We start from the raw sequence: 25,484 nt of genomic DNA, 5'->3' as shown, positions 1-25,484 counted from the left end.
GCAGTAGGCTTACGAAGATCGGCATCAATAAGAACAACTTTCTTCTCTGATTGCGCGAAAGTGACAGCCAGATTCGTTATCGTTGTCGACTTCCCCTCACCAGGGCCTGCTGAAGAGACCATTAGCACCTGCAATTTCTCATCTATTGATGAGAACTCTATGTTCGTCCTCAGAGCGCGATAGGATTCTGATATGGGAGAACGAGGATTCGTTAGCGTAATGATCTGACGCTTATTTTTCAATCGAGACACCCTCTAATTCACCTGCCTTGTAAGTTTGAGTTGTTTTGCTGGTTTGGCTAGAATTAGCATCCTCCGTATTCATTCTTGAAATCATAGCAAGCGTGGGCTGACCCAAAAACTGCAGCACATCTGCTTCGGTTTTAATCGTGTCATCCATATACTCAAGTAAGAATGTAATACCTACGGCAATCATTAAAGATACAATAAACGCAATCGCGACATTAAGAGGTACGTTCGGTGAAACCGGACTTGGCTGCACATCGACCACAGCTTCATTCAGAATCGATACATTCTCCACTTTAAAAATATGCTGGATTTCTTCGCGGAAAACATTCGACACCGCATTCACAACCTGTGCTGCTTGATTATAATCCACATCCTGCACGACTAATGTCATGACCTGTGTATTATTTACAGAGCTAACCTGGATTTTACGTGAAAGCTCAGTCGCAGTTAATCCAAGCTGCGGATATTGCTCAGCCACTTTATCCAATATAGCTGGTGTTTTAATAATTTCTTTGTACGTATCGATCATTTTGATATTGGAGTTGATTTGATTAAGATCAAGCTGCCCGGTTGCCATTTGTGTCGTCGTTTGATTTACGATTATTTTAGTAGATGCCTCATAGACCGGATCTTTAAAAAACATGCTAATAACGGCCGCAGCAGCTGTACAGAGGAAAACAAATACTAATATTAGCGCCAATCTCTTCTTTATGATTGCCATATACTGTCGTAAGTCTAGTTCGTTAGACATGCGTATTCCTCCATGGGATATAGTTATTTAGAATGAGAATATAATCCTCAAGAACTATACCTTACTACATAATAATCTATAATATTACAATATCCTATATATTCCCGAAAAAAATCTTCCTCTCATCCACATGAGAGGAAGATTTTGTATATATTTTTACTTAATTGTCGAAATTTAGTGCGCGGTAAATAATTACTGCTGCCTCTGCACGAGTCGCATTGTTATTTGGCAAGAACTTGCCTGCATTTCCAACTACGATTTTGTGAGTTGCCGCAAATGCAACGCCATCTTTTAATGACGCATTAATTTTCCCAGCGTCCGCAAAGTCTTTTAGTGCAGCATTTACATCAGCTACGTTAGAAGCGCCTTGCGATACTTTCAATGCGCGAGCGATCATCGTTGCCATCTCAGCACGAGTAATCGTTGCATTTGGATCAAATTTAGTATCTGAACGGCCGTTAATGATTTTGAGTTGTGCCGCAGCAGCTACGTATGGTGCATACCAAGCAGCTGAATCGACATCAGCAAAACCTTCTGTAGCTGAGCCATTCTCAAGATCAAGAGCACGGATAAGCATTTTCGCGAATTCAGCGCGAGTCACTTTGTCTTTCGGTGCAAATTGACCTTCTGATTTACCTTCGATTGCACCCTTAGCAGCTACAACGCTAATTTCGCGACCAGCCCAAGCTTCTACAGAAGCAATGTCTTTGAACGAAACTTTGTTTTCTACAACAAGATAAGAGGAGAACGAATCACGAGATTCGATAATAGAGTTGCCCGATACACGTCCACCGTGGAATACTAGCTTGCCATCAACGATTTTCGCTACGGAAAGAAGCTCTTTATCAAGACCAGTTGTATCGCCCAGCGGAATGCTGATTACAATCGGTTGATCGAATGAAGTTTTTGCAGTGCCGCCAACCGTTAGGTTGAAGTCATAAACTTCAGATACTGATTTCAGCGTGCCTACAACGTCAGCAGATACATCGCTCTTCTTAATAGTAAGACCAATTGCAGAAGAGAATGAACCGCCTACAGGTACTGTTACTTCAAATTTGCCAATCGTGAATGTTGCACCGGATACATTTCCAGCTGCTGCTGCTTTAACCACTGCATCAGAAAGGTTCAAAACAACATCCTTTTGTGATACTTCACCAAGATTGATTTGCAAAGCAGTCTTGGCAAGTGCAGAAGCTGGTGCTAGTTCTTTAACCTTAGAAGCAACAGTGTTAATGCCGGCAATTGCTGACAATACACTTTTCTCATCCAATTGAAGAACAGCTTGTCCATTTACTGTAGTAACACTTGAAGCTGCGCTAATTGCTGCAAGCTTAGCAATTTCTGCTTTTGCATCAGCAACAAATTTAGTCACAATAGCAGCTTTCTCAGCTTCAGTCGCTTTATCTAGCGCTGCTTTCAAATCGTTTAGCAATTTGTCAGTTGATTCAGGAAGCGGTGTAGCTGGTGTTACTGTGCCACCTGGACCACCCGGAGTGATTGGAGGTGTAGTCGGGTTCAAATATTGATAAGCTTTGAACAAAGCTCCTGCCGCAGCAACGAATGTAGCATCTTTGCCTACAGCTTCTCTTGCACGTGACAACACGCCAATGACATCATCTTTAGTAATACCGAAATTTGTAAGCAATATTTGCGCTTTATATTGTTTAGTCGACAATTCGTTCAGTACGCTTTGCATTAATTGCTTAACACTGTCTTTATCAGTCAAAAGAGCGAGCAAACCATCAAAATCCTTGGCGCCTACTTGCTTAACTAATTCTTTCTGAACATCGAAGAAATACAGTGCAATATCATCGATTGAAAGATCAGACACCTTTCCACGATCAGCAAAGGTTTGGAGCAGCGTACCATACTCTGCATGCAATTCTTCAAGTCCTTTTACCGTTGGGCCGTAAGACCACTCTACAGCATCCAAGAAAAGGCCTTCCAATTCTGTTTCTTCTTCATCCGATACAATAATTTTATTTACAATCGGATTTACGATATCGCCTTTTTGATGGATCTCTAAGCCGTTAAGTGCATCTTGCAGCGCTCTTACATTAGCCCAACCATTTGTCGCTTTGAGTGCGTCATCTAGTTTCTTCGCTTCAATCACAAGAGCGGAATCCGCCAATGAAGAAGATGCATAAACAACCCCATTTACTCCAAGCTTCTCTGCCAAACCTTTGCTACTTAGCGGAATTCCAGCGAAAGCCGTAAGGGCTACGCTTGCCGCAATTGTAGAAACTGCTAATTTTTTTCTTAATGTCACTTTCTTCACTCCTAATTATATGATAATAGTTGCACTCATCTAATAGATGAATGACTAATAACGCCAATAAAATCATTTTTAGTATGCGCTTTCTTCAACTTCCAATCATTCTAGCGCACACTATTTTTTGTAGAAATAGGAAATAAAACGACGCAAAACCCCGTCTGAAGAAACTATAGTAATAGGCTGGTTATGTATAGGTTTGTCGTCTAGCACAGACTGAGCGTTGGATTGCAAATAGGTAACCCACTGTTCTCCCATTCGCCTCTCAATGGACGCATAGGCTTCGCCCAGACGAAAACCGCGGCGCTCAATATGATGAGCATCGGAAGATACAAAATGAATATGGCCCGCCTTCAATAATGACCATGCGGACTGTTCAATGCGCTTACCAAATCCCCCAAGCAGTGAGTGGGTCGTAACCTGTGCGAATGCGCCTGCTTCAATAAGCTCAGCTAATCGATCTGGGTGCTTCACAACTTCTGCATTTCTTTCTGGGTGAGCGATAATCGGTTTCAACTTCAATACATTAAGCTCATGCACGAGCTCAATCATCGCCTTCGGAATACGGGAGGACGGCATCTCAATCAATACATATCTAGAGCCGGCTAAGGGAAGCAATTCTTTTCTATACCAAGCATCGAGCAGATCATCATGAACGCGAATTTCTTGACCTGTATGTATAGCAATAGGCACACCCGCAGCTATTAACCTTTCGTTAATAGTGTGAGTGTGCTTAGCTACGTCGATTGCTGTATTGGTATAGGTTCCATTGGCATGGTGCGGAGTGGCGATGATCGTTGTAATTCCCTCTGATACAGCTGCCCGGGCCATATTCAGAGTATCATCGAAACTTGCCGCACCATCATCCAATCCAGGTAAAATATGCGTATGGATGTCTATCATGCTGAGTTCACTTCCTAGTAGAATTTACCTGTTAGGTAGGTTTGAACCTATTCTACCATAGGAAAATGGATCTTTCAGCACTTCTCCCTATAATTCGACAGTAATTACTCTCACTTTTTCATTATATCCTACTATTTCCAAAAGTGTAAGTAAAAAATTGTAAAATGGAGGGGAATGTTCAGAAAAGTTTCAGAACTATAGAAGCTCTTTACGCAGTTCTGCTGCGGATTTTGGTGAAAGGTAGCCGTATGGAATGTCGAATACGGTTTTGGCTCCAGACTGTCCTTCACGAGCAAATTTATAAGCTGCTCTAGCATAAGCAACAAGCACGCTAGCCGTGAATTCAGGGTTGCTGTCAAGCTTCAAACCGAACTCGATAATTTGAGTGCTGTTCTCGCCTGTTTTGCCACTGCGAAGCACCATACCACCGTGAGGCATTGTGGAATGCTCGGCTTTCAATGTTGCTTCATCAATGAAATGAACAGTCGTATTATAATCGGAGAAATAGTTCGGCATCGTACGGATTTCCTCAGCAATCGCGTCTTGATCAGCACCCTCTTCTGCTACGATGTAGCAATCACGGACGTGCTTCTCACGCGTTGTAAGCTCTGGATTTTCACCGTTACGAACTCGTGCTACTGCCTCTTCACTAGGAATAGTATATTGAACGCCGTTCTTTACACCTTTCACGCGGCGAATCGCATCTGAATGGCCTTGGCTTACACCTTTGCCCCAGAATGTATATTCCTTGCCTTCTGGCAATATTGCCTCAGCAAGCAAACGATTCAATGAGAACAAGCCTGGGTCCCAGCCTGTGGATATTACACTTACTTTATTGCTCGTTTTGGCAACTGCATCTACCTGATCAAAAAATTCAGGAATACGCGCATGCGTATCGAAGCTGTCAACCGTATGGAACAAGCGGGCAAAAGCTGGAACCTGCTCTGGCAAATCCGTTGCTGAGCCGCCGCAAAGAATCATAACGTCGATATCATCGACAAAGCGCTCAGCGTCTTCAATTTTATATGCTTTTGTTTCAGACGGAATAGATGCTGGGTCTCTGCGAGTAAAGATCGCATCCAGTCTCATATCCGCACTTTGTCTAATTGCAAGCTCTACGCCGCGTCCAAGATTGCCGTAACCAACAATACCGATGCGAATCTGTTCTGTCATGACGCCGCCACCTCTTCTTGTTTTATAAATATATTAGATCCAGCCTCTAGCTTCCATTGCTGCTGCGATCCGTTTGATCGAAATCATATAAGCAGCTGTACGAAGGTCAGTGTCATGTTCCTTAGCAAGATCACGAACAGCTACGTAAGAAAGAATCATATTCGTCTCAAGCTTCTCAAGAACCTCTGCTTCGCTCCAGTAGTAGTTAGCCAAGTTTTGTACCCACTCGAAGTACGAAACCGTAACGCCGCCTGCATTTGCAAGTACGTCTGGAATAACTGTGATGCCGTGGCTCCAAAGTACGCGATCCGCTTCTGGTGTTGTTGGTCCGTTCGCAGCTTCTGCAACGATTTTTGCTTTAATGCGATCTGCATTTTTAGCAGTAATTACGTTTTCTAGAGCAGCTGGCACCAAAACATCAACATCAAGCTCAAGCAAATCTTCATTAGAAATATAGTACTTCTCGCCATACTCACGGATGGAAGTCGTATCCTTTAGTATGGAGATCTGTTCGATATCCAATCCATTCGGATCGTAAATTCCGCCTCTGGAGTCGCTGACTGCTACAACTTTAATGCCTGCTTCGCTAAGCAAACGAGCAGCAATGCGACCAGCGTTGCCGTAACCTTGAATCGCTGCAGTAGCCGTTTCAATAGGAATATTCTTATCTTGAAGTGCTGCCAGGATCGTGTACACACAGCCTTGTGCTGTTGCTTCATTACGACCTTGGGATCCGCCAAGAATAAGCGGTTTACCTGTAATAACGCCAGGTGAGTTAACGCCTTTTAGTCTGCTGTACGTATCCATCATCCAACCCATGATCTGCGGAGTCGTGTATACGTCCGGTGCAGGAATATCTTTGTCAGGACCTACAAAATCAGCGATAGCTTCCATGAAAGCACGGCTAACACGCTCTAGCTCGCCTTTGCTAAGAAGATGTGGATCACAAATAACTCCGCCCTTGCCGCCGCCGTATGGAAGGCCAACAACGCCGCATTTAAAGCTCATCCACATGGAAAGTGCTTTTACTTCATCAAGCGTTACATCAGGGTGAAAGCGAATGCCGCCCTTAGTCGGTCCAATCGCGTCATTATGTTGGGAACGGTAACCTTCGAACACTCGAATTGAGCCATCATCCATACGAACTGGGAAGTTAACCGACAGCACGCGCTTCGGCTGCTTCAAGATGTCTGTAACATGCTTAGGCAATTGTAGATGGGCCGCTGCAGTATCGATTTGCTGTTGTGCGATTTGGTACGGATTTAACGTTTCTTCTACTATACTCACTGTCATTTTAAGTTCAGTCCTTCTTCGTAGAGTCCGACTCCCATTCCATGGATTAGCCGCTTTTTTGATTTTACCTTTTTCATCACTATTTTAAAAGAAAAATTTCGTTATTTAGTGCAAAAATTCTACATTTTTATCCATTGTCATGTTAGGTTTCATGTAGTGGGAGTTACCATAACACACACTGTTCTTTAATAATCCTTTTTATGTAAAAAATAAAAGGGTTTCGCACTAAGTTAGTCCAACTTAGTACGAAACCCTCACATGATACATTTTTATACAATTAGAATTCAATCTCATAAACTATCAACCACAATTATGAATCACAAGAATTAACCATTCGTCTCTACCGTCTTCACTGACGATTTGCTTCGTGGTTTGCTCTCGATGCTGATCCATATCAGTCCTGCGGCCATACAGCATGCGCCGCACATTTGCAGCAGCGCGATCTTCTCATCGAACATCACATACCCAGCTACAACAGCCGCCGCCGGAACTGCATAACGGAAAAAGTTAGAGCGCGTTGCGCCAACCTTGAACATACATGCATTCCAAACGACAAAAGCGACAACGGTGCAAATCAATACATTATAGCCAATGGAAAAATAATGCCCCGCCTGAAGAGCTGACCAATCGGTTTGCCCCCAAGCCCCAAAGGTGAGCGGCAGCATAAACAACGACCCAAAAGCTATCGTCCACGTGCTTACACGCAGAGCAGAGTATTGCTTCATAAGCGACATGGAGCTCAGATTAAATAACGGACCGACAATGCTGACTCCAAGCGCCATCAAGTTGCCGATCATATTGTCAGATGAGAGACTGAAGCTTTCACCGCCGCCCAGTATGACAAAGCATACTCCAACAATGGATATCGCTCCGCCAACAATGAGCCTCTTCGTGATGGCTTCGCGCATGAATAAAGGAGCAAACAATGCAGCGAAGATCGGCCACGGCGCTACATTCAGCAGCGACGCATTGGCTAAGGTCGTATATTTAATCGAGTACATCACCGTAATTTCGAGCAGTGTAATGCCAACCAGCCCAATGACAGCAAGCTTCGGCACGATTCGCCATGGAATGCCCACACTGCCCTCTCTTAGCTTAAGAATGAGAAAGAAAAACGGAATAGCCAATCCAAATCTCAAAAACGAGAAAACGATGGGATTAAACGACTCCATAGCTAACCGCGATATGCCGAAGTTCGCTCCCCACACAACAGCGATTAGTATAAGACCGCCGTAATTCATCCATCTGCTATTCATGCACTCCGCCCCATCTATTCACATTTGCCGCCTCATCTGGAAATATCTCATCCAGCATAGCATGGGAATCATTAGAAAAATGCTATCTCTTTTGTTTATTTCTTATGCATTTTAAACTCAAGGAACAACTCGTTATAGTGGGCCAGCATTCTTTTGCCGAGGTTGTCGTAAACCTCAAGCCTTTTAGTCAGCTCTTCATCTGGGTAAAAACGCTCATCGGTCGCAATCTCCTCAGGCAGCAGCGCCAGCGCCGCTTCATTCGGAGTCGAGTAACCAACATATTCCGCGTTCTGAGCAGCCACTTCAGGGTCGAGCATGAAGTTGATAAATTGATGCGCGCCTTCGATATTTTTGGCCGTCTTCGGAATAACCATATTATCAAACCAAAGATTTGAGCCTTCCTCTGGCACGATATAATCAAGCTTATCGTTCTCATCCATAATTTCCGATGCATCACCCGACCAAACAAGACCGACCGCAGCTTCTTCGTTTGCAAGCAGCATCTTGATTTCGTCTCCGACAATCGCCTTCACGTTAGGCGTCATCTGGAGCAGCTTCGCTTTCGCCTCCTGCAAATGAGCCTCTTCCGTATCATTCAGCGAATAACCTAAAGAGTTAAGCCCCATGCCCATAACCTCGCGCGCGCCGTCCAGCAGCAGGATCTGGTTGCGCAGGCTTTTATCCCATAGATCATTCCAGCTGGAGAAAGTCAGGTCCCCGACTAGCTCTGGATTGAACACAATTCCGACAGTCCCCCAAAAATAAGGAATGGAATAAGCGTTGCCTTGATCAAATGATAAATTCATGAAACGCGGATCGATATATTTTAAATTCGGAAGCTTCGAATGATCGAGCTTTAAGAGCAAACCATCCTCTTTCATCTTGCTAATCGCATATTCAGAGGGAATGCTCACATCAAACGTCGTACCGCCTTGTCCAATCTTGGTCATCATCGCTTCATTCGAATCGAAGGTTTGGTAAATGACCTTTATACCTGTCTCCTCTTCAAAGCGGTCAAGCAGCTCGGGATCAACATAATCGCCCCAATTGTAAATCGTCAGTGTATTGCTTCCGCTGTAGCCTTCACTATCATTCAAATACGAAGTCAGGTAGATGAGGCCAAATGAAACAACAAACACGATTACGAACATACGCACAAGCTGTGTCATTAGTGCCCCTCCTTGCTTGACGGCTTCATGTTTCGTTGATTAATGAAGTAATAACCAACGACAAGAATGATCGTAAATAAGAAAATAAGTGTCGACAACGCATTGATCGATAACGACACGCCTTGGCGCGCTCGTGAGTAAATCTCAACAGAGAGCGTCGAGAAGCCATTGCCGGTTACAAAAAACGTTACTGCAAAGTCATCTAGCGAATACGTCAGCGCCATGAAGAACCCTGCGAATATGCCCGGTCTGATGAATGGAAGCACGACGCGCGTCAGCACCTGCCACGAGCTGGCACCAAGATCATGCGCCGCATCAATCAACGTTGAGCTCATTTCCTGCAGCTTCGGCAGCACCATAATAACGACAATCGGAACACTGAACGCAATATGCGACAGCAAGACGGACACAAAGCCCAGCTTGATGCCAATCATCGTAAATAGGATAAGAAAGGACGCACCGATAATAACATCGGGACTTACGATCAATACATTATTGAGCGTCAAAAGCGATTGTTTCGGTCGATTGCTGCGAATGTGATGAATAGCTATCGCACCAATAACACCAAGAATCGTCGAAATTGCAGCGGACAGCAGCGCAATAACGAACGTGTTCAGGACAATGATGAGCAAACGCGTATCCGCGAAAACCTCTTTGTAATAGTCAAGCGTGAAGCTCTCGAAATTACGCATCGAGCCGCCGCTATTGAACGAATAAAACATTAAATAGAAAATAGGCGCATAGAGTACTGCGAACACGAGTACGAGATAGATGTTCGACCATTTATTTTTTCCGCGCATCTGCCGCACCTCGCTTTCGGTTGCCGGTCAACAGCATCATCGCCGCCATTGCTAGAATCAAGAACACAGCAATCGTCGAACCCATACCCCAGTCCTGCGTCACGAGAAAATGCTGCTCGATTGCCGTACCTAGCGTAATAACCCGGTTGCCGGCAATAAGCCTCGTAATCATGAACAGAGATAATGCAGGTATAAATACAGCCATACAGCCAGACTTCACACCACTGATCGTAAGCGGAAAAATAACACGCCGGAACGTCGTCCACGCGGATGCGCCAAGATCACGCGCCGCATACACAAGCGTCGGATTCATTTCCTCCAATGCATTGAAGATCGGCAAAATCATGAATGGGATAAAGATATATACGGATACAAAGATAAAGCTAAAGTCCGTAAACAAAATTTGCTGTTTCGGAATGCCGATCGCTTCCAGTACGGAATTTGCAAAGCCGTATGTACCGAACAAGCCAATAAACGCATAAGCCTTTAGCAGCAAATTGATCCAGCTAGGCAGTATAATAAGCAGCAGCCAGAGCTGTTTATGCTTAGTTTTTGTCAATAAATAAGCAGCCGGATACGCAACAAGCAATGATATTGCGGTTATCAGAAACGCGTACCAGAAGGAGCTAAGCGTCATTTTCATATAAACCGGCGTAAAGAACTTCACATAATTGTCCAACGTGAAGCTGCCCTCTACATCAAAGAAGGAGTAATAGGCAATTAACACGATCGGCGCTATAACAAATAACACAATCCAAGCCATATACGGTATGAGATAAAAACTACGTGATTTATTCGACATCTGCGGCCTCGCTGTATGCTTCAAGACGCTTATCGAATTCTTCTTCCGTTTCACCTAATCTCATAACATGGATGGCTTCTGGGTCAAAGGTTAATCCGATCTGCTCCCCTACTGTAGCTTTGCGAGTGGAATGGACAAGCCACTCATTGCCTGATTCATCGTAACAGCAAATCTCATAATGAACGCCGCGGAACAATTGTGAATCCACACGCACTTGCAGCTTACCGTTCTCTGAAGAAGTTATTTCCAAATCCTCTGGCCTGATTACAATATCAACAGCCTCATTTGGCGTGAGCCCTTGATCGACGCATTCAAATGAACGACCAGCGAACTCCACCTCAAAGTCGCGTGCCATTCGGCCGGGTACAATATTGGATTCACCAATAAAATCCGCAACAAAGCGATTGATCGGCTCATCGTAAATATCCGTTGGCGTTCCACTTTGTTGAATTTTTCCTTCATTAATAACAAAAATTTCGTCAGACATCGCCAGCGCTTCCTCTTGGTCATGCGTAACAAATATAAATGTGATGCCAAGTCGACGCTGCAGCTCGCGCAGCTCGTACTGCATTTCCGTACGAAGCTTAAGGTCAAGCGCGGATAATGGCTCGTCCAGCAAAATAATTTCCGGTTCGTTCACGATTGCCCGCGCGATAGCAACACGCTGCCGCTGACCACCGGACATCTCCGAAATCTCCCGTGATTCGTAACCGTCCAAGTTTACGAAACGAAGAGCGTCCTTCACTTTATTCGTCACATCCGCATTTTTCATCTTCTTGATTCGCAGGCCAAAGGCAACATTCTCGAACACATTAAGATGAGGAAAGAGAGCGTAATCCTGGAAAACCGTATTCACTTGACGTTCATTCGCAGGAACTCGGTTTATCACTTTATTATGGAAATAGATTTGACCCTCTGAGGGCTCAGTGAAGCCAGCTATTAGCCGGAGCACCGTCGTCTTGCCGCAGCCGGACGGACCAAGCAGCGTATAAAATTTGCCTCGCTCTATTGTAAAGCTGACGTCTTTGAGGACAGCAGCAGCATTATGAGCATATTGTTTTGTCACATGTTCAAAACGAATAATCGTTTGGTCTTGCATATCGCATTCCCCTTTGCAGTTTTAGAAGAAACAATAGTGATTATACAGCATCCCCGAAAATCAGCAATACTAAAAGGAAAAATGATGTCAACAATGCTCATGACGCAACCTGTTTTTCAATTCATTGAATATGAAAGCGCTATACATTACGATTAATTCAGGTTCATTTAGTGAACATTATTATAAATTGGAGGTTTAAGCATGAGTAAACTGACATCCGAGCAACCGGTATCCGGCGGAGTTAAAGTTTCCGTACAACGATTTGGTCGTTTTTTAAGCGGCATGGTCATGCCGAATATTGGCGCTTTTATTGCATGGGGACTCATTACGGCACTATTTATTCCAACAGGCTGGTTTCCGAACGAAAGCCTAGCAACACTTGTTGGACCGATGATTACCTACTTGCTCCCTATACTCATCGGCTATACCGGTGGTCAAATGATTCACGGCGTACGCGGAGGCGTAGTTGGCGCAATCGTCACACTCGGCGTTATTGCAGGGGCGGACATTCCAATGTTCCTCGGAGCCATGATCGTTGGACCGCTAGCCGCATGGGTGCTGAAGAAATTCGATCAATCTATTGAAGGAAAGATTCCTTCGGGCTTTGAAATGCTCATCAACAATTTCTCGTCCGGCATTATTGGCGGCGGTCTTGCACTGATTGCCTTCAAAGGAATCGGGCCTGTCGTAGCCGCATTAAGCAAAGTACTTGCTTCAGGTGTAGAGTGGCTGATCAACACAGGTTTCCTGCCGCTTGCGAACATTTTGATCGAGCCAGCTAAAGTACTGTTTCTCAACAACGCGATTAACCACGGCATACTAGGTCCGCTCGCGCTGGATCAAGCATCACAAGCCGGCAAATCCATCATTTACATGCTGGAATCCAACCCAGGACCTGGTCTTGGCATTCTGCTTGCTTATTGGGTGTTCGGAAAAGGAATGGTTAAGCAATCGGCGCCAGGCGCTGTTGTCATTCATTTCTTCGGCGGTATACACGAGATTTACTTCCCGTATATTCTAATGAATCCGCGTTTGATTATCGCAGCTATCGCTGGGGGTGTTGCTGGTACATTCACCTTCTCCATCTTCGGAGCTGGTCTTGTCGCCGCGCCATCACCGGGCAGCATTATCGCCTATATCACCATGACGCCAAAAGGCGGACTACTAGCAATGCTAAGCGGCGTAGTCGTCGCAACAATCGTTTCATTCCTTGTCTCTGCCGTACTTCTTAAAACAAGCAAGCAGGCAGGAGATAACGACAACGAGCTTGAGCTCGCTGCACAAAAAGTTCAGCAAATGAAAGCTGAGTCTAAAGGCAATGCTGCTTCACCTTCCGTAGAACAAGTACAACTAACGAAAGAGCAAGTGAACAAAATTGTATTTTCCTGCGATGCAGGTATGGGCTCAAGCGCGATGGGCGCTTCCATATTGCGCAAAAAAATAAATGCAGCTGAGCTGCCGATTACCGTTATCAACACGGCGATCAACGATATTCCAGGCGATGCCGACATCGTGATCACCCATAAAACATTGACTGACCGCGCACGCCTAAAGGCGCCAAACGCAGAGCATATTTCCATTGATAATTTCCTTAAAAGTCCAGAGTATGACTTGCTCGTACAAAGACTAAGTTCATGAATTCATACTTAACGCTGACAGTTTACTGTCGGCGTTAAGTCCATTCTTCTGCTAAGGAGGATAGCCTATCAAAGCCTCAACTAGGCAACGTCGAATTATCGAACTGCTGCTGAGTCAAAAGCAAGAAATTACCGCAGCCGATATCGCGTCCATTGTCGGTACGAGCACAAGGACGATCCATCGCGAGCTTGTCGATATCGAATCGTTACTTGCCGCAAACGGCATTGCACTTCACAAAATAGCAGGGCTTGGTATTCAAGTAGAAGCAGACTCGGATGCTCTTGAGCGATTCAAACAATCGTTTGAGCCGTCTGATTACTTTGAATATTCGGCTGAAGAACGAAAAATCGTTATTCTCTGCAGGCTGCTTGAGCATGACGAGCCGATAAAGCTGTTTGCACTCGCCCATGAGCTGCGCGTAACGATGCCGACCATCAGCCATGATCTCGATGAGCTGGAGGAACTGATCAATAAACATGGGATGACCCTTGTTCGCAGAAGAGGGTATGGCGTTGAAATTATTGGATCTGAAGAAGATAAGCGTCATTCGATTAGCTTGCTTGCCATAAATCATCTCGACGATTCCGATTTATTCGGTCAATTCAAGAACCTTACAGTCTCAAACCCGATCACAGCACAGCTGCTCGACATGATCGGCAAAGAAAACTTTAAACGGCTCGAGCATGCGTTATGGGAACTAAACGACGAATGGCCGCACACATTGTCCRAATCTAACTATACAAGATTGCTTATTAAGCTGTCGGTTGCGTTAACCCGAATAGAGAACAATTGCTTTGTCTCAGCAAGCGAATATCGTCATTCTGATGAAATCATTCCATTGCTGCGAAGCCTGCTGGTTGCACTCAATCTACAGCTCCCAATAGAAGAAAAAACGTATCTTTCACAACTGCTGAATAGCGAAGCTTTTCTAGATAACGGTCTGTTGATTCATCATGAAGATATGAAGGCCATTGAAGGTGTCAGGCTGCTCATCCGTTATGTCGAGGATCAGCTTAACATGTCGCTCATGGAGGATCGATCGCTAGAGGAAGGACTCATTCAGCATATAAAACCAGCCTTTCAGCGCATTAAGGACGGCATCGCCATCCGCAATCCGATGTTAGTGCCGATCAAAAAAGATTACGCTATATTGTTCTCCATTGTTCAAAGCGCTGTACAACAGGTTTATCCGCTTCTACAAGTGCCTGACGAGGAGATCGGTTATATCGTTATGCATTTTGGAGCTTCCCTTGAGCGGCTAAAGCCTTTTCCAAGAAAAATAAGAGCTGTTCTCGTTTGCACGAGCGGCATCGGTTCATCCAAGCTTTTAGCTGTCAAAATTGCTAATGTACTGCCGCAAATCGACCTGATCGGTCATTATTCATGGTATGAAGCGACAAGGCTTCCGCCGAGCCGCTACGATTTGATCATTTCAACTGTTGATTTGCCGCTAGAGCCGGATCGCTATATTAAGCTGAGTCCTCTGCTCACGCCGGAAGAAACAAATAAGCTTCGCAGCTATATTGAGGGCACAACCTTGAAGAAAGTCACTCCCTCCCTATCAGCAAATGAAGACACGGCAGGCCAGTCTCCTCTGGATCGTTTGCTTCAGCTTCAGCTGTATTCCGGCATCGTTCTTCAGCTGCTTGACGGCTTCCATGTGCATGATTTAACGCTGTTGCCAGATCAAGATCGATTGGATCACCAGCTGCCGAGCATGCTTTCCTTAATCGGAAAGCCATATATCGATGCAAATCGCGAAAAAATAGCCGACCAGCTGCTCGCAAGAGAGCTGCAAGGAAGTCTGGTCATACCAGATACCGAACTCGCCCTGCTTCATACACGCAGTGAGTGGATTAAAGAGCCGCTGCTTGCTTTATATCGATATGATCGAACTTTGCAGCTAGGCGAGGATGAAGATGCGCAGGCCAAGCACCTGTTGATGATGCTCGGCCCTCTCAAGCTTGATTCCTATAGCCTTGAGCTGCTAAGTGAAATTAGCGCAATGCTGCTGCTGCCGGATCTGCTTGCTTTATTAGCGCATGATGATGCGGCAAGCATTAAGCTGTTTATCTCAAAGAAGCTTGAACAATATATAAAAACCAAATTGGATTGGAGAGAATAATCATGACCATTCTATCTACAGAGAAAGTAAAATTAAACGTTAGCCTTAAGGACAAATACGAAGCGATCCGCATGGTTGGACAAATGCTTGTTGACGCAGGGCATGCTCCGCAGTCGTATATCGACAAAATGATTGAACGCGAGGAGTCTCTATCCACCTATATTGGCGGAGGGCTTGCCATGCCTCATGGCACGAACGAATCGAAAGCACTTATTCAATCCACAGGCATGGCCATTATTACTGTACCGGCTGGCGTAGACTTCGGCGGCGAAGAGCCTGCTCAATTAATTATCGGCCTAGCGGCTGTCGGCGACGATCACCTTGATATTTTGACCAATGTTGCTGTGCTCGTGTCTGAGGAAGAAGATATGCAGCGCATCTTGAACGCTTCGTCGGAGCAAGAATTGATTTCTATCTTTGAATCGGGGATGGAATCATGAAGGCCGTTCACTTCGGCGCAGGCAACATAGGCAGAGGTTTTATCGGTTTGTTGCTGCATAACGCGGGCTACGAGGTATGTTTTGTTGATGTAAATGATACGCTTGTCTCGCAGCTGCAGGAAAAAGGGCAATATGCGGTTAAGATTGCAAACGAGCAAGGCGACACGTATCTAGTTGACCATATAACGGCTATTGACGGTAAAAATATAGATTCAGTCGCTAAAACTATCGCAGAAGCGGATATCGTCACAACCGCTGTTGGCGTATCGGTACTGAAGCACATTGCCGCTGCAGTTGCTAAAGGAATTGAGCTTAGAATCGAGAGCAGCAAAGCCGCTCTTCCGGTTATTGCGTGCGAGAATGCCCTTGGCGGCAGCACGATTTTGAAGCAATTCGTATATGGCCATCTATCTGCGGATGTACAGGCGAAAGCCGATCAGCATATCGTTTTCCCTGACGCCGCCGTTGACCGTATCGTTCCGCTGCAGCAAAATGAAGACCCGCTTGAAGTTATGGTCGAACCTTTCTATGAGTGGACTGTAGAGCGTTCCCCATTGCTTAATTCACTTAAGGAAATTGACGGAGTACACTACGTCGATCAACTGGAGCCGTATATCGAGCGCAAGCTGTTCACTGTTAATACTGGGCATTGCGTTGCAGCGTATCACGGATTCCTTAAAGGTTGCGAGACGATTCAAGAAGCGATGAACAACAAAGATATATTGGCAGAGGTACGAGGCGCATTGCAGGAATCAGGAGCTGCGCTTATCCAAACGTATCAATTCGATGAGAAAGAACATGCGCTTTATGTTGAGCAAATTTTGGAGCGCTTTGTTAATCCTTACTTGGTAGACGAGGTAGTTCGAATCGGCCGCTCGCCTATTCGCAAGATTTCTCCGAATGACCGTCTAGTTAGACCGGCCTCATTAGCTTATAAATACGGCATGCCTGCCATCCATTTGACCACGGCCATGGCAGCGGCTTTACATTTTAATGCTGCAGATGATCCCGAGGCTGCCGAGCTGCAAGCTTCCATTAAGGAAATAGGCCTTCAATCTACGATAACAAAATATACAGGTTTAGATGAGCAGCATCCGCTTCACATACAAGCGGCAGAGCAATACCGCAAGCTGGAGCAATCACTTCAATCTGCGGCGAAAGGAGTCTAAAGTTAATGACATTAACACTTAAAGGGATAGCAGCATCACCGGGTATCGCCATTGCCCCGGTCTTCCATCTCGCATCCGAGCGTTTCATACCGACTGAGCAATCTGTGCAAGACAGTGCGCAGGAAATAGAAACGTTCCGCCGTGCTGTAGCAAGCACCCGTGAAGAGGTTGAAGCGATTCGCGCAAAAACAGAGGAGCGCCTCGGAGCAGACAAGGCCGAAATATTCGAAGGTCATCTGATGATTTTGGAAGATCCTGATTTCATTGAAGCGATTGAGCAAAAAATAGCCGAAGAATCCATAGATGCTCAATTTGCGCTCCATGAGATATCTAAATATTTTATCGACCTTCTGCAATCGATGACCGATGAACTGCTAAGAGGGCGCGCTGTTGATATTGAGGACGTATCCGGACGTATCATGAGTCATTTGCGCGGCGTTCCGCATACTGACCTAGCCAATCTGTCGGAGGAGTGTATTATCGTCGCGCGCGATCTGACGCCTTCAGATACCGCTCAGCTTAATTTGAACTTCGTACGCGGTTTTGTCACAGAGATAGGCAGCCGCACCTCGCATTCTGCCATTATGGCGCGGTCATTGGAAATACCAGCAATCGTAGGGATCGGTCAAGCGGTTCACGATATGAAAGAACAAGCCGTTATTATCGTTGATGCGGCTGAAGGCATTGTCCTAATTGAGCCTACGGAAGAAGAGCTGGCAGCCTATCTAGAAAAGAAACAAAAGGATGATCTGCGCAGAGCGGAATTAAGCAAGCTGAAGGATAAGCTCACTTTATCCAAGGATGGCAAGCAAGTAGAGCTGGCAGCCAACATCGGCAGCTTGGAAGATATTCAGCGGGCAATCGACAACGGCGCCGAAGGAATTGGACTTTTTCGTACCGAATTTCTATATATGGGGCGCAGCTCCCTCCCAACTGAGGAGGAGCAGTTCACCAGCTATAAATATGCACTTGAGAAAATGAACCCTAAGCCAGTCGTCATCAGGACGCTTGATATAGGCGGAGACAAGGAGCTCCCCTACATGGAGCTGCCAAAGGAAAGCAACCCATTCTTAGGACAGCGCGCGCTGCGCCTATGTCTCGATAGACAGGACTTGTTCCGTACACAGCTGCGGGCACTTCTCCGTGCCAGCCGCTACGGCAATTTGAAAATCATGTTCCCGATGATTGCTGTATTAGAGGAGCTCCTCGAGGCAAAGAAGCTGCTTGATGAAGAAAAGCAGAAGCTCATCGCCGAAGGCGTACAGCTTGCCGAGCATATTGAAATTGGCATGATGGTCGAAATTCCAGCCGCGGCAGTCGCTGCTGATCTTTTCGCTCCTGAAGTTGATTTCTTCAGCATCGGCACTAATGATTTGATTCAATATACAATGGCGGCAGACCGTATGAACGAAACGGTATCGTACCTTTACCAGCCATGGCATCCATCCTTGCTTCGCCTTATCAGCTTCGTTATTCAAGCGGCTGAGAAGGAAGGCAAATGGGTGGGCATGTGCGGCGAGATGGCAGGCGATCAGACGGCAATCCCTTTGCTTCTCGGCCTTGGCCTGCATGAATTCAGCATGAGCGCAGGTTCGATTCTGCAAGCAAGAGAGCTGATCGGACAGCTCGACCAGTCCGAATGGTCGGTTCATGCCAATCAAGCACTGACTATGCGGAGCACTCAGGAAATTACACAATTCGTAGAACGCACAAGAAACGGAGTGATTCATCATGATTAGCAAAACTTACACTATCATCAATCCGACGGGCTTTCATGTACGCCCAACTAAAACCTTCGTCCAAACAGCAAACACCTTTCCTTGTAAAATCAGCGTCATTGCCAAAGGTAAAAAAGTAAACGGCAAAAGCTCGCTTAGCATGCTGACACTTGGTATTGCGATGAATGAAGAAGTGACTTTGGAAATTGACGGCGAACAGGAAGAGCAAGCGCTCGAGACGCTTGGTCAATTGCTCACTGAAATTCACGAATAGCAGATAATTAACGGCTGGCCGAATAAGAAGAGATCATCTTAATTGATCGCTTCCAAAATGGTCAGCCGTTTTTGTATATGACTGTGCGGAGTTAGTCCGGCTCACCTCACTTCCTTGTTCTACATTTGCATACAAAAAAAAGACGCCCTCATCCCCTTTTCATTGTGGTTTTGAGAGCGTCTTTGCATATTGGGCTGTGTCACGGATTATCCGAGACTAGCCCTTTTTTTAAATTAAACAGATGCCGGAACTGCCGGTTCCAACTGATCGTCCTTCGTTTTCCGATGGGACAAAGTAAAGTACAGATAAGAAAGCACTGCGAACAGAATAGCAATGCCCGCCATAATTGCAACATATCCAGCCATCGAGCTGAAATCTCCGCTTGAGATAATATCTCTAAAGCCTTTGACCGAGTAAGTCATTGGCAGGAACGGCGATACTTTTTGCAACCATCCAGGTACAAGCTCGATAGGGAATGTGCCCGCAGAGCTCGTTAATTGGAAGATAAGCAAAATAACTGCGATAAATCGTCCCGGATTGCCCATTGAAGCAACTAGGAATTGAATAATCATCATAAACGTAATGCTGGTTAGTATGGAGTACATGACGAACAAGCCCATGCTTTGCACTTCCAGCTTCAGCACATAAATAAGAGCGGCATCCGCAATCAATGCCTGAATGGTGCCGATTAGCGCTAAAGTGAGTGCTTTACTCAAAAACCAGCTCCAGCCGTTAACTGGACGAACAGCCGGTTCACGAACCGAATATACAATCGTTAATAGCATAGCTCCGACATATAATCCAAGCGATAGGAAATACGGCGCAAGACCCGTACCGTAGTTATCTACCTTCGTTACTTTTTCTACATCAAGCTTCACTGGATCGGAGAACATATCCACCATCGTATCGGTCAGCTTTAGATCAGACGTCTTATCCGACGCTTCATTCAGCTTGCCAGACAACTCCTGTGTGCCATCCTCCAATTTCAACAAACCTGAAGCTACTTGCTGCGCACCATCCTCCAGCTCTACCGAACCATTAACGAATGGCGTAATGCTTGAGGACAACTGTGAAAGTCCAGACGTAAGCGTTGCTGCCCCGCTGTTCAGCTGTTTGGCACCTGCTGCAAGCTTTGTTCCGCCGGCACTTGCTTCAGCAAGCTTCGAGCCGAACTGATTCATGCCGGTTGAAAATTTCTTCGCACCAGCGACTACCTGCTCTGCGCCTGCACCAAGCTGCTTGCCGCCGGCCGCTGCTTCCTCGACCTTCTTATCGAAGGTTCCAAGTCCATCAGATACCTTGACTAGGCCGTCGCTCAGCTTAGACGCCCCGTCTCTTAGCTGCTTCTGTCCTTCTGAAGACTTCTCCAGACCCGCCGCAAGCTCTCGGCTCGCTTTGAGCAAAGACGCAAAGCTTTCGCTCTCCGCCAGCTCAGGGTTCGCCTGACCCAGCTGCGCCAGCCCATTCGCCAGCTGCGACGCTCCTGCCTTCAGCTGCTCCTCGCCCGCAGCTGATTCCTTAAGACCGCCCGCTAGCTGCCCCGCAGCCTGCTGCGCGTCCGACGCGCCTCCCGCCAGCTGTCCACTCGCTCCGGCTAATTGCGACAAGCCGTCGCTAAGCTTCACTGCTCCGGCTCCAAGCGAGCCCGCACCTTCACCGAGCGATGCTGCTCCCGCGCCAAGCTCCTTCTGCGCTGCCAGCAGCTGCGCCAGTCCGCTAGCCAAGCCAGACGTGCCTGTGCTTAGCTCGGCACTGCCTTTGCCAAGCGCCTTGCCGCCATCGTTCAGCTTAGCGACTCCCTCTTTGAGCGTAAGCGATCCGCTGACCAGCTTCGCTAAGTTTTTCTCGATGAGTACGGCTCCGTCCTTCGCCTTCGTCGTCCCATCAGCAATTTCACCTGCACCGTCGCTCGCTTTGCTTATGCCGTCCACGAGCTCCTCCATTTGCTCAAATACAGTGCGCGTATAAGCCGACGTCACTTCTTTATTAAGCTCCATTTTCATGGTGTCGACTGCTTTGCTGCCAATCTGAGAAGCTAAAAAGTTATAGCTCTCATTAGCTAAATACGTAAGCTTAGCCGGCGTTGGCTTATCTGAAGTTAAAGTGGTTGTTTTCTCCGAGAAATCAGAAGGAATCTCAATGGCCAAATAGTAGCTATGATCTTCCATTCCCGCCTCGGCTTCCTCTTTACTTACGAAATGCCATTCAAATTTTTCATTTTCCTTTAGCTCTGCCTCAAAATCATCGCCAATATGCATCATCTCGCCGTTAAATTCATACCCTTTATCCGCATTAACGACGGCTACCGGCATCTTATCCAAATTTCCGTACGGGTCCCAAAACGCCCCTAGAAACATCGACGAGTACATAACGGGAATCATCAGCACGCCAATTACCGATATCAACAACATTTTGTTGCGGCCGATTCCGGACAATTCTTTACCAAACTGCTTTAAACCTTTGAACTTCAAATCGTCCACTCTCCCAGTTACTGATTGACCATTTCTCTCATTTGGTCATTTCTTTGTGTAAAAAAAGGCATCCAGGTTATTCCGGAGCCAATCCTACTTGCATATAGAATCGCAATTTTTCCGCTACTTGCTGTTTGTTCAGCGGTTCATGCGTTTTTTTCCATTCTACCGTAAGCGCCATATACAAGCGGAGCATAACAAACGCAGTCATTTCTGGATCACAAGGCTTAATCTCGCCTTTATCGATCGCCAGCTGGATTTGATGTTGAATATAACCAACGACTGCTTTCTCTATTTGCTGTATACCCTCTAGCGCCATGGGCGTACCAATCTCGCGTACCTCATGCGATAGCTTAAGTGCAAGCTCATGTTCCTCGCGAAAATCGAGCAGCTGCTCGAGCGCAGCGTTCAAATTATCGAAGAATAACCGATTAGGATCAACAACCTTTTCTGCAACCTGCTTCATTTCAATAATAAGCTTCTTCATAATTTCGTGGAACAACTCTTCTTTATTCGTAAAGAACGTGTAGATCGTCCCTTTGCCCACATTCGCAATTTTCGCTACCTGATCCATGGTCGTCGCCTTATACCCAAACAGCGCGAACGACTTCCCCGCAGCATTCACAATCTGCTGTCGTCGATCAATGGCCATTCCTTCACCTCCGAGCATTTCATTCCTTTATCACTTTAAAAACTGACCAAAAAACTAAAATGGTCATTTCGACTTCCGTTATCATAGCACGCTCCAATTCCGATTGCAATACCCGATTCATACAATAGCAATATGGCTCAGGACATAACGACAAAAAAATGACTTTACTCGTCAAAAAGCGCTATACTATATGTACGGTTTTAATTAATTTCTGCACAGCAGATTAAAAGGAGTGTTCCCCTTATGTCATACAAAGAAATCACGTCCATTGAAGAATGGAATAACATCTATGAAGCTTCAGCTACTCGTCCACTCGTTGTATTCAAGCACAGCACCACTTGCCCGGTCAGCGCTAACGCTTACCAAGAATTCAATCAATATCTTGATGGGAAACCAAGAGAAGATGTGGAATACGTGCTTGTAAAAGTTATCGAATCGCGTCCGGTTTCCAACCAAATCGCTGAAGATACTTCCGTTAAGCATGAGTCCCCGCAAATTATTTTTATCGAGAAAAAAGAAAAAGTGTGGACGACGTCCCACTGGTCGATTACTAAAGCTCATATTACAGCTGTACTCGACTAAGCATTACGTTTTTTATATTATGTCCAATGAACAAAAACTCTCAGCTGCCCGTTTTCAAACGGGACACTGAGGGTTTTTCTCTTTTTCAACACATCCGCCTTTTCTAACATTAATGAACCTAAGATTTCGCAACATCATTTTTATAAAAAAAGGACCACTCCCTTTTTGTAAACAAAAAGGAAATGGCCTAAATCCACAACTATTATGTTATAGGATTTTTCATTATATACAGTAAACCTAAAGGAGTATCATTTAGATCATAAAACACAACACGATAAAAAGGAGGAAGTTCATGTATTGAAAACTCCATAAAAGTAATCGATGTCCAACCCTCCGTTGCCGAGTCGAAAATAGCACCATCGTATGCTCTAAACATCGAGGCGTAAACAGGTCTGCTAACAACCTCTGTTCCCTCAAATTTTATATAAGCAAAATTTTGTATTGCCTCTGGTAAAAGCTCATTGTTAAAAGTTATTGCAACGCCTGTATGGACTGTCTCTATCGAATCCACATTATAATTAGCTACCTCTTCAGCAGTGACTAATCGTGTTGAGTACCCCGGCATATTCTCAACAAACAATGGAAATTCACCTGATAATTGCATATATTCTTTCTTAATAAATACTTCTTCTCCTGTATCATTGTCTCTGACAGCAACCCACACTGTACCCGTTCTAGGCAAACCGTGTAAACTAACATCGACGCTTTTATAGCCCATAAATCTGTTCGGCTCCGCTGTTGTCTGCGCTAGAAGATTAACTCTATCAGCTGAATCATAAACGGAAATTGTCACTGAAGTTGGTGCAGCAATATTAATGAAATTTACGGTAATTCCATCACTACCAACTAATATGTCTGTCGAATCCAGCTTGTCAGGATCAGCAATCGGAGCATCAGGTAGACGTTTGACAAACACGCTGTAGAACAGTAATTTTCCTGATGGCAGTATCATTTCAATAGTCACAGATTGATGCTTTGCAACCTTAAGTGGCACTGGATAATAAACTTCTCCATCCGTATCCTGCTGTGGGGCAATAACATCGTATCCCCGCATTTTCTCCAACAGCACTCTCAATTTTGCATCTGGAATTCCAGTCTCTACTCTAAACTTAAGGTCCTTAAGTTTTGTTGCGTTTGGAACCATGATTTCATAATAAGCAAGATCAGGATTAAAACCTTCACTCAATGTTTGGTCAGGATATTGCGCCCTTTGTTTCAACGTATAGCCATCCACGCTTAGAGATTTCAATTGCCCGTTATATGAATCCAATTGTTGCAATGCGCTTTCCGCTACGATTAACTTAGTTGCAACATCTACAATTTGTATTTTAAATGTATAAAATCCTTTTTTCGCGATAACGCTCCATTCTGTATGATTGGCGAAATCAGACATAAGCGATTCGATCGTTTGACCAGCTTCAGCTCCAAATCCTGCTTTGACGATGTCCGTGAATGTATTATTTTTTCGATCAAACGCAAACAACTGCAAGCCTTCCGCTTGATCACCATTCGCTACCGTAATTTCACTTATTACTAAACGCACATTACCGTTATATGATTTATTATTATTTTGTTTTGTTTTGATTCCAACATTAAAAAATGGTTTATATTGGAGGTATAGCGGATCAGTTACAAGTTTCCCATTCCTATCTATTAGCCTATACTTTGCATCCACATTCAATCCATCAACTTCAGCTTGGTGAAGCGAAGGCATATTTGACGTAATCTCATACACATTTTCTGCCGGGTCCGGTTTCGGCACTACTATGCCGCCGTCACCGCCTCCAACACCACCACTTGCACCCGATGAACCTGCCTGTGCGCCTTCACCTTCCATTTTATTTGGCTTCTTCTCAAAGGATGTATTTGCCCCGCCTTTATTAACAATTGCATTCTCAATATCACCTTGCCCCGTMAACTTCAAAACAGCGTCCAACACGAGTCTAGCAACTTTCGTTGCAGCTTCTAAATGAACAGTCGTCCCACTTGCTGACTCATAAGCATTCAAATTGCTAATAATACCACTCACCAATACAATTCGTACGGAAGCTGAATTTACTTTCACATCCACGAAAGAACCCGAAAGTTTTATCTCTGTATTTGCAGGAAGCACTTTTGCTAACTGAACTGCAATAAAACCTGCACCTGCTAACCCGCTTTCTTCAATAATAGATGCGGAGTATAGCGTTGCCAATTGAACTTCAGTTGATCCCTCGGCAATAACACGCACCGAGCCATCCTTTTTATTGACAATAATATGCCCAAAAACAGAATCTTTAAGATGTATAGAATTTTTCCCTCCGCCAGCTATGGTCATTGTTCCTTTCACCGTTACCTTGTTCAAATGAACGTCGCCTTCGCCAACGGATGCCGATAGGATCAAGCTGTCTTCAATAACTACATTCCGAAGTGAAACTCCAGGTGCCGAAATAATAACCTTGCCCTTAATGGTCTCCGTACCAGTCTCCGGACCATACACACCCGCTTTATTATATTCAACGGCAGGCTTTAAATGGCTTAGTGCATTTTCTAATACCGTTACACTTTCCGCTCTCGTAAACTTTCCTTTTGGAGCGAAGTTGCCATTTGGGTATCCATTCATTATTTTAGCATCTACTAGTGCCGCAACAGCTGCTTCACTCCATTTGC

The 25,484-nt window shown here is 45.3% G+C and carries 22 protein-coding genes and 1 pseudogene; 8 read left to right on the top strand and 15 right to left on the bottom strand.

Annotated elements, in window-relative coordinates; genetic code table 11:
* From AB4Z17_RS19435 to AB4Z17_RS19385, 11 genes are all read right to left on the bottom strand, one after another.
* Positions 1-251, bottom strand: a 251-nt coding sequence (locus AB4Z17_RS19435) for a nucleotide-binding protein (RefSeq protein WP_441961486.1), incomplete at its 3' end; no start/stop codon positions are given.
* The gene (locus tag AB4Z17_RS19430) at positions 232-999 is read right to left on the bottom strand and encodes a YveK family protein (protein ID WP_441961484.1); all 768 of its coding nucleotides are present in this window, start codon (positions 997-999) and stop codon (positions 232-234) included. The genes AB4Z17_RS19435 and AB4Z17_RS19430, both read right to left, overlap by 20 nt.
* 160 nt (positions 1,000-1,159) lie before the next feature.
* Complete coding sequence (locus AB4Z17_RS19425; protein ID WP_441961483.1) at positions 1,160-3,268, bottom strand: S-layer homology domain-containing protein; 2,109 nt, start codon at positions 3,266-3,268, stop codon at positions 1,160-1,162.
* A gap of 120 nt (positions 3,269-3,388) precedes the next feature.
* Positions 3,389-4,174, bottom strand: coding sequence for a tyrosine-protein phosphatase (locus AB4Z17_RS19420; RefSeq protein ID WP_441910563.1), 786 nt, complete (start codon positions 4,172-4,174; stop codon positions 3,389-3,391).
* Positions 4,175-4,369: 195 nt separating this feature from the next.
* The gene (locus AB4Z17_RS19415; protein ID WP_076268473.1) at positions 4,370-5,347 is read right to left on the bottom strand and encodes a diaminopimelate dehydrogenase; all 978 of its coding nucleotides are present in this window, start codon (positions 5,345-5,347) and stop codon (positions 4,370-4,372) included.
* Positions 5,348-5,380: 33 nt separating this feature from the next.
* Positions 5,381-6,640: a Glu/Leu/Phe/Val family dehydrogenase gene (locus AB4Z17_RS19410; RefSeq protein ID WP_076268474.1), complete on the bottom strand. Its 1,260-nt coding sequence runs from the start codon at positions 6,638-6,640 to the stop codon at positions 5,381-5,383.
* A gap of 326 nt (positions 6,641-6,966) precedes the next feature.
* Positions 6,967-7,896, bottom strand: coding sequence for a DMT family transporter (locus AB4Z17_RS19405; protein ID WP_441961481.1), 930 nt, complete (start codon positions 7,894-7,896; stop codon positions 6,967-6,969).
* 95 nt (positions 7,897-7,991) lie between these two features.
* Positions 7,992-9,065 carry an ABC transporter substrate-binding protein gene (locus tag AB4Z17_RS19400; protein ID WP_441961479.1) on the bottom strand — a complete coding sequence of 358 codons (1,074 nt, stop codon included), beginning with the start codon at positions 9,063-9,065 and terminating at the stop codon, positions 7,992-7,994.
* Positions 9,065-9,865, bottom strand: coding sequence for an ABC transporter permease (locus tag AB4Z17_RS19395; RefSeq protein WP_076268477.1), 801 nt, complete (start codon positions 9,863-9,865; stop codon positions 9,065-9,067). The genes AB4Z17_RS19400 and AB4Z17_RS19395 overlap by 1 nt, the downstream gene beginning before the upstream one ends.
* Complete coding sequence (locus AB4Z17_RS19390; RefSeq protein WP_441961477.1) at positions 9,849-10,667, bottom strand: ABC transporter permease; 819 nt, start codon at positions 10,665-10,667, stop codon at positions 9,849-9,851. The genes AB4Z17_RS19395 and AB4Z17_RS19390 overlap by 17 nt, the downstream gene beginning before the upstream one ends.
* Complete coding sequence (locus AB4Z17_RS19385) at positions 10,657-11,766, bottom strand: ABC transporter ATP-binding protein (protein ID WP_076268479.1); 1,110 nt, start codon at positions 11,764-11,766, stop codon at positions 10,657-10,659. The genes AB4Z17_RS19390 and AB4Z17_RS19385 overlap by 11 nt, the downstream gene beginning before the upstream one ends.
* A gap of 201 nt (positions 11,767-11,967) precedes the next feature.
* Here AB4Z17_RS19385 and AB4Z17_RS19380 point away from each other — a divergent pair, with 201 nt between their 5' ends.
* Both AB4Z17_RS19380 and AB4Z17_RS19375 read left to right on the top strand, forming a co-directional pair.
* Positions 11,968-13,404, top strand: a complete 1,437-nt coding sequence (locus AB4Z17_RS19380; RefSeq protein ID WP_441910568.1) for a PTS mannitol transporter subunit IICB — start codon at positions 11,968-11,970, stop codon at positions 13,402-13,404.
* Between the two features lie 67 nt (positions 13,405-13,471).
* Positions 13,472-13,597: pseudogene (locus tag AB4Z17_RS19375) on the top strand (HTH domain-containing protein); the annotation flags it as partial.
* Between the two features lie 12 nt (positions 13,598-13,609).
* Here AB4Z17_RS19375 and AB4Z17_RS19370 read toward each other — a convergent pair.
* Complete coding sequence (locus AB4Z17_RS19370) at positions 13,610-13,846, bottom strand: hypothetical protein (RefSeq protein ID WP_441961475.1); 237 nt, start codon at positions 13,844-13,846, stop codon at positions 13,610-13,612.
* On the opposite strand from AB4Z17_RS19370, the gene AB4Z17_RS19365 reads away from it, so the two are divergent.
* Genes AB4Z17_RS19365 through AB4Z17_RS19345 form a run of 5 tightly spaced genes read left to right on the top strand, consistent with a single transcriptional unit; the run spans position 13,829 to position 19,130 of the window.
* Positions 13,829-15,529: a BglG family transcription antiterminator gene (locus tag AB4Z17_RS19365; protein ID WP_441961473.1), complete on the top strand. Its 1,701-nt coding sequence runs from the start codon at positions 13,829-13,831 to the stop codon at positions 15,527-15,529. The genes AB4Z17_RS19370 and AB4Z17_RS19365 overlap by 18 nt on opposite strands.
* A gap of 2 nt (positions 15,530-15,531) precedes the next feature.
* On the top strand, positions 15,532-15,969 hold the full coding sequence (locus AB4Z17_RS19360; RefSeq protein WP_441961471.1) for a PTS sugar transporter subunit IIA: 438 nt from the start codon (positions 15,532-15,534) through the stop codon (positions 15,967-15,969).
* On the top strand, positions 15,966-17,138 hold the full coding sequence (locus AB4Z17_RS19355) for a mannitol-1-phosphate 5-dehydrogenase (RefSeq protein ID WP_441961469.1): 1,173 nt from the start codon (positions 15,966-15,968) through the stop codon (positions 17,136-17,138). Before AB4Z17_RS19360 ends, AB4Z17_RS19355 begins: the two co-directional genes overlap by 4 nt.
* Positions 17,139-17,143: 5 nt before the next feature.
* On the top strand, positions 17,144-18,877 hold the full coding sequence (ptsP, locus tag AB4Z17_RS19350) for a phosphoenolpyruvate--protein phosphotransferase (RefSeq protein ID WP_441910572.1): 1,734 nt from the start codon (positions 17,144-17,146) through the stop codon (positions 18,875-18,877).
* Positions 18,870-19,130, top strand: coding sequence for an HPr family phosphocarrier protein (locus AB4Z17_RS19345; RefSeq protein WP_339206371.1), 261 nt, complete (start codon positions 18,870-18,872; stop codon positions 19,128-19,130). The genes ptsP and AB4Z17_RS19345 overlap by 8 nt, the downstream gene beginning before the upstream one ends.
* A gap of 233 nt (positions 19,131-19,363) precedes the next feature.
* On the opposite strand, the gene AB4Z17_RS19340 is transcribed toward AB4Z17_RS19345, so the two are convergent.
* Positions 19,364-21,610: a YhgE/Pip family protein gene (locus tag AB4Z17_RS19340; protein ID WP_441961467.1), complete on the bottom strand. Its 2,247-nt coding sequence runs from the start codon at positions 21,608-21,610 to the stop codon at positions 19,364-19,366.
* A gap of 67 nt (positions 21,611-21,677) precedes the next feature.
* The gene (locus AB4Z17_RS19335) at positions 21,678-22,253 is read right to left on the bottom strand and encodes a TetR/AcrR family transcriptional regulator (protein WP_076268486.1); all 576 of its coding nucleotides are present in this window, start codon (positions 22,251-22,253) and stop codon (positions 21,678-21,680) included.
* Positions 22,254-22,496: 243 nt separating this feature from the next.
* Here AB4Z17_RS19335 and ytxJ point away from each other — a divergent pair, with 243 nt between their 5' ends.
* Positions 22,497-22,835: a bacillithiol system redox-active protein YtxJ gene (ytxJ, locus tag AB4Z17_RS19330; protein ID WP_441961465.1), complete on the top strand. Its 339-nt coding sequence runs from the start codon at positions 22,497-22,499 to the stop codon at positions 22,833-22,835.
* A 202-nt stretch (positions 22,836-23,037) separates the two neighbouring features.
* Here the strand turns inward: ytxJ and AB4Z17_RS19325 are convergent.
* Positions 23,038-25,484: S-layer homology domain-containing protein (locus AB4Z17_RS19325; RefSeq protein WP_441961463.1), on the bottom strand; the 2,447-nt coding region annotated here is incomplete at its 5' end.

Origin of the sequence: Paenibacillus sp. TAF43_2, assembly GCF_052113545.1 — a bacterium.
Taxonomy (GTDB): domain Bacteria; phylum Bacillota; class Bacilli; order Paenibacillales; family Paenibacillaceae; genus Pristimantibacillus.
This window is presented reverse-complemented; position numbering and strand designations above follow the sequence as displayed.

Bases quoted from the DNA above. Each gene is read 5' to 3' on its own strand.
- ptsP (WP_441910572.1), top strand. From the start codon at position 17,144: ATGACATTAACACTTAAAGGGATAGCAGCATCACCGGGTATCGCCATT.
- AB4Z17_RS19430 (WP_441961484.1), bottom strand. From the start codon at position 999: ATGTCTAACGAACTAGACTTACGACAGTATATGGCAATCATAAAGAAG.
- AB4Z17_RS19370 (WP_441961475.1), bottom strand. From the start codon at position 13,846: ATGGCTGATGGTCGGCATCGTTACGCGCAGCTCATGGGCGAGTGCAAA.
- ytxJ (WP_441961465.1), top strand. From the start codon at position 22,497: ATGTCATACAAAGAAATCACGTCCATTGAAGAATGGAATAACATCTAT.
- AB4Z17_RS19385 (WP_076268479.1), bottom strand. From the start codon at position 11,766: ATGCAAGACCAAACGATTATTCGTTTTGAACATGTGACAAAACAATAT.
- AB4Z17_RS19410 (WP_076268474.1), bottom strand. From the start codon at position 6,640: ATGACAGTGAGTATAGTAGAAGAAACGTTAAATCCGTACCAAATCGCA.
- AB4Z17_RS19335 (WP_076268486.1), bottom strand. From the start codon at position 22,253: ATGGCCATTGATCGACGACAGCAGATTGTGAATGCTGCGGGGAAGTCG.
- AB4Z17_RS19400 (WP_441961479.1), bottom strand. From the start codon at position 9,065: ATGACACAGCTTGTGCGTATGTTCGTAATCGTGTTTGTTGTTTCATTT.
- AB4Z17_RS19405 (WP_441961481.1), bottom strand. From the start codon at position 7,896: ATGAATAGCAGATGGATGAATTACGGCGGTCTTATACTAATCGCTGTT.
- AB4Z17_RS19345 (WP_339206371.1), top strand. From the start codon at position 18,870: ATGATTAGCAAAACTTACACTATCATCAATCCGACGGGCTTTCATGTA.
- AB4Z17_RS19420 (WP_441910563.1), bottom strand. From the start codon at position 4,174: ATGATAGACATCCATACGCATATTTTACCTGGATTGGATGATGGTGCG.
- AB4Z17_RS19355 (WP_441961469.1), top strand. From the start codon at position 15,966: ATGAAGGCCGTTCACTTCGGCGCAGGCAACATAGGCAGAGGTTTTATC.
- AB4Z17_RS19360 (WP_441961471.1), top strand. From the start codon at position 15,532: ATGACCATTCTATCTACAGAGAAAGTAAAATTAAACGTTAGCCTTAAG.
- AB4Z17_RS19395 (WP_076268477.1), bottom strand. From the start codon at position 9,865: ATGCGCGGAAAAAATAAATGGTCGAACATCTATCTCGTACTCGTGTTC.
- AB4Z17_RS19415 (WP_076268473.1), bottom strand. From the start codon at position 5,347: ATGACAGAACAGATTCGCATCGGTATTGTTGGTTACGGCAATCTTGGA.
- AB4Z17_RS19380 (WP_441910568.1), top strand. From the start codon at position 11,968: ATGAGTAAACTGACATCCGAGCAACCGGTATCCGGCGGAGTTAAAGTT.
- AB4Z17_RS19390 (WP_441961477.1), bottom strand. From the start codon at position 10,667: ATGTCGAATAAATCACGTAGTTTTTATCTCATACCGTATATGGCTTGG.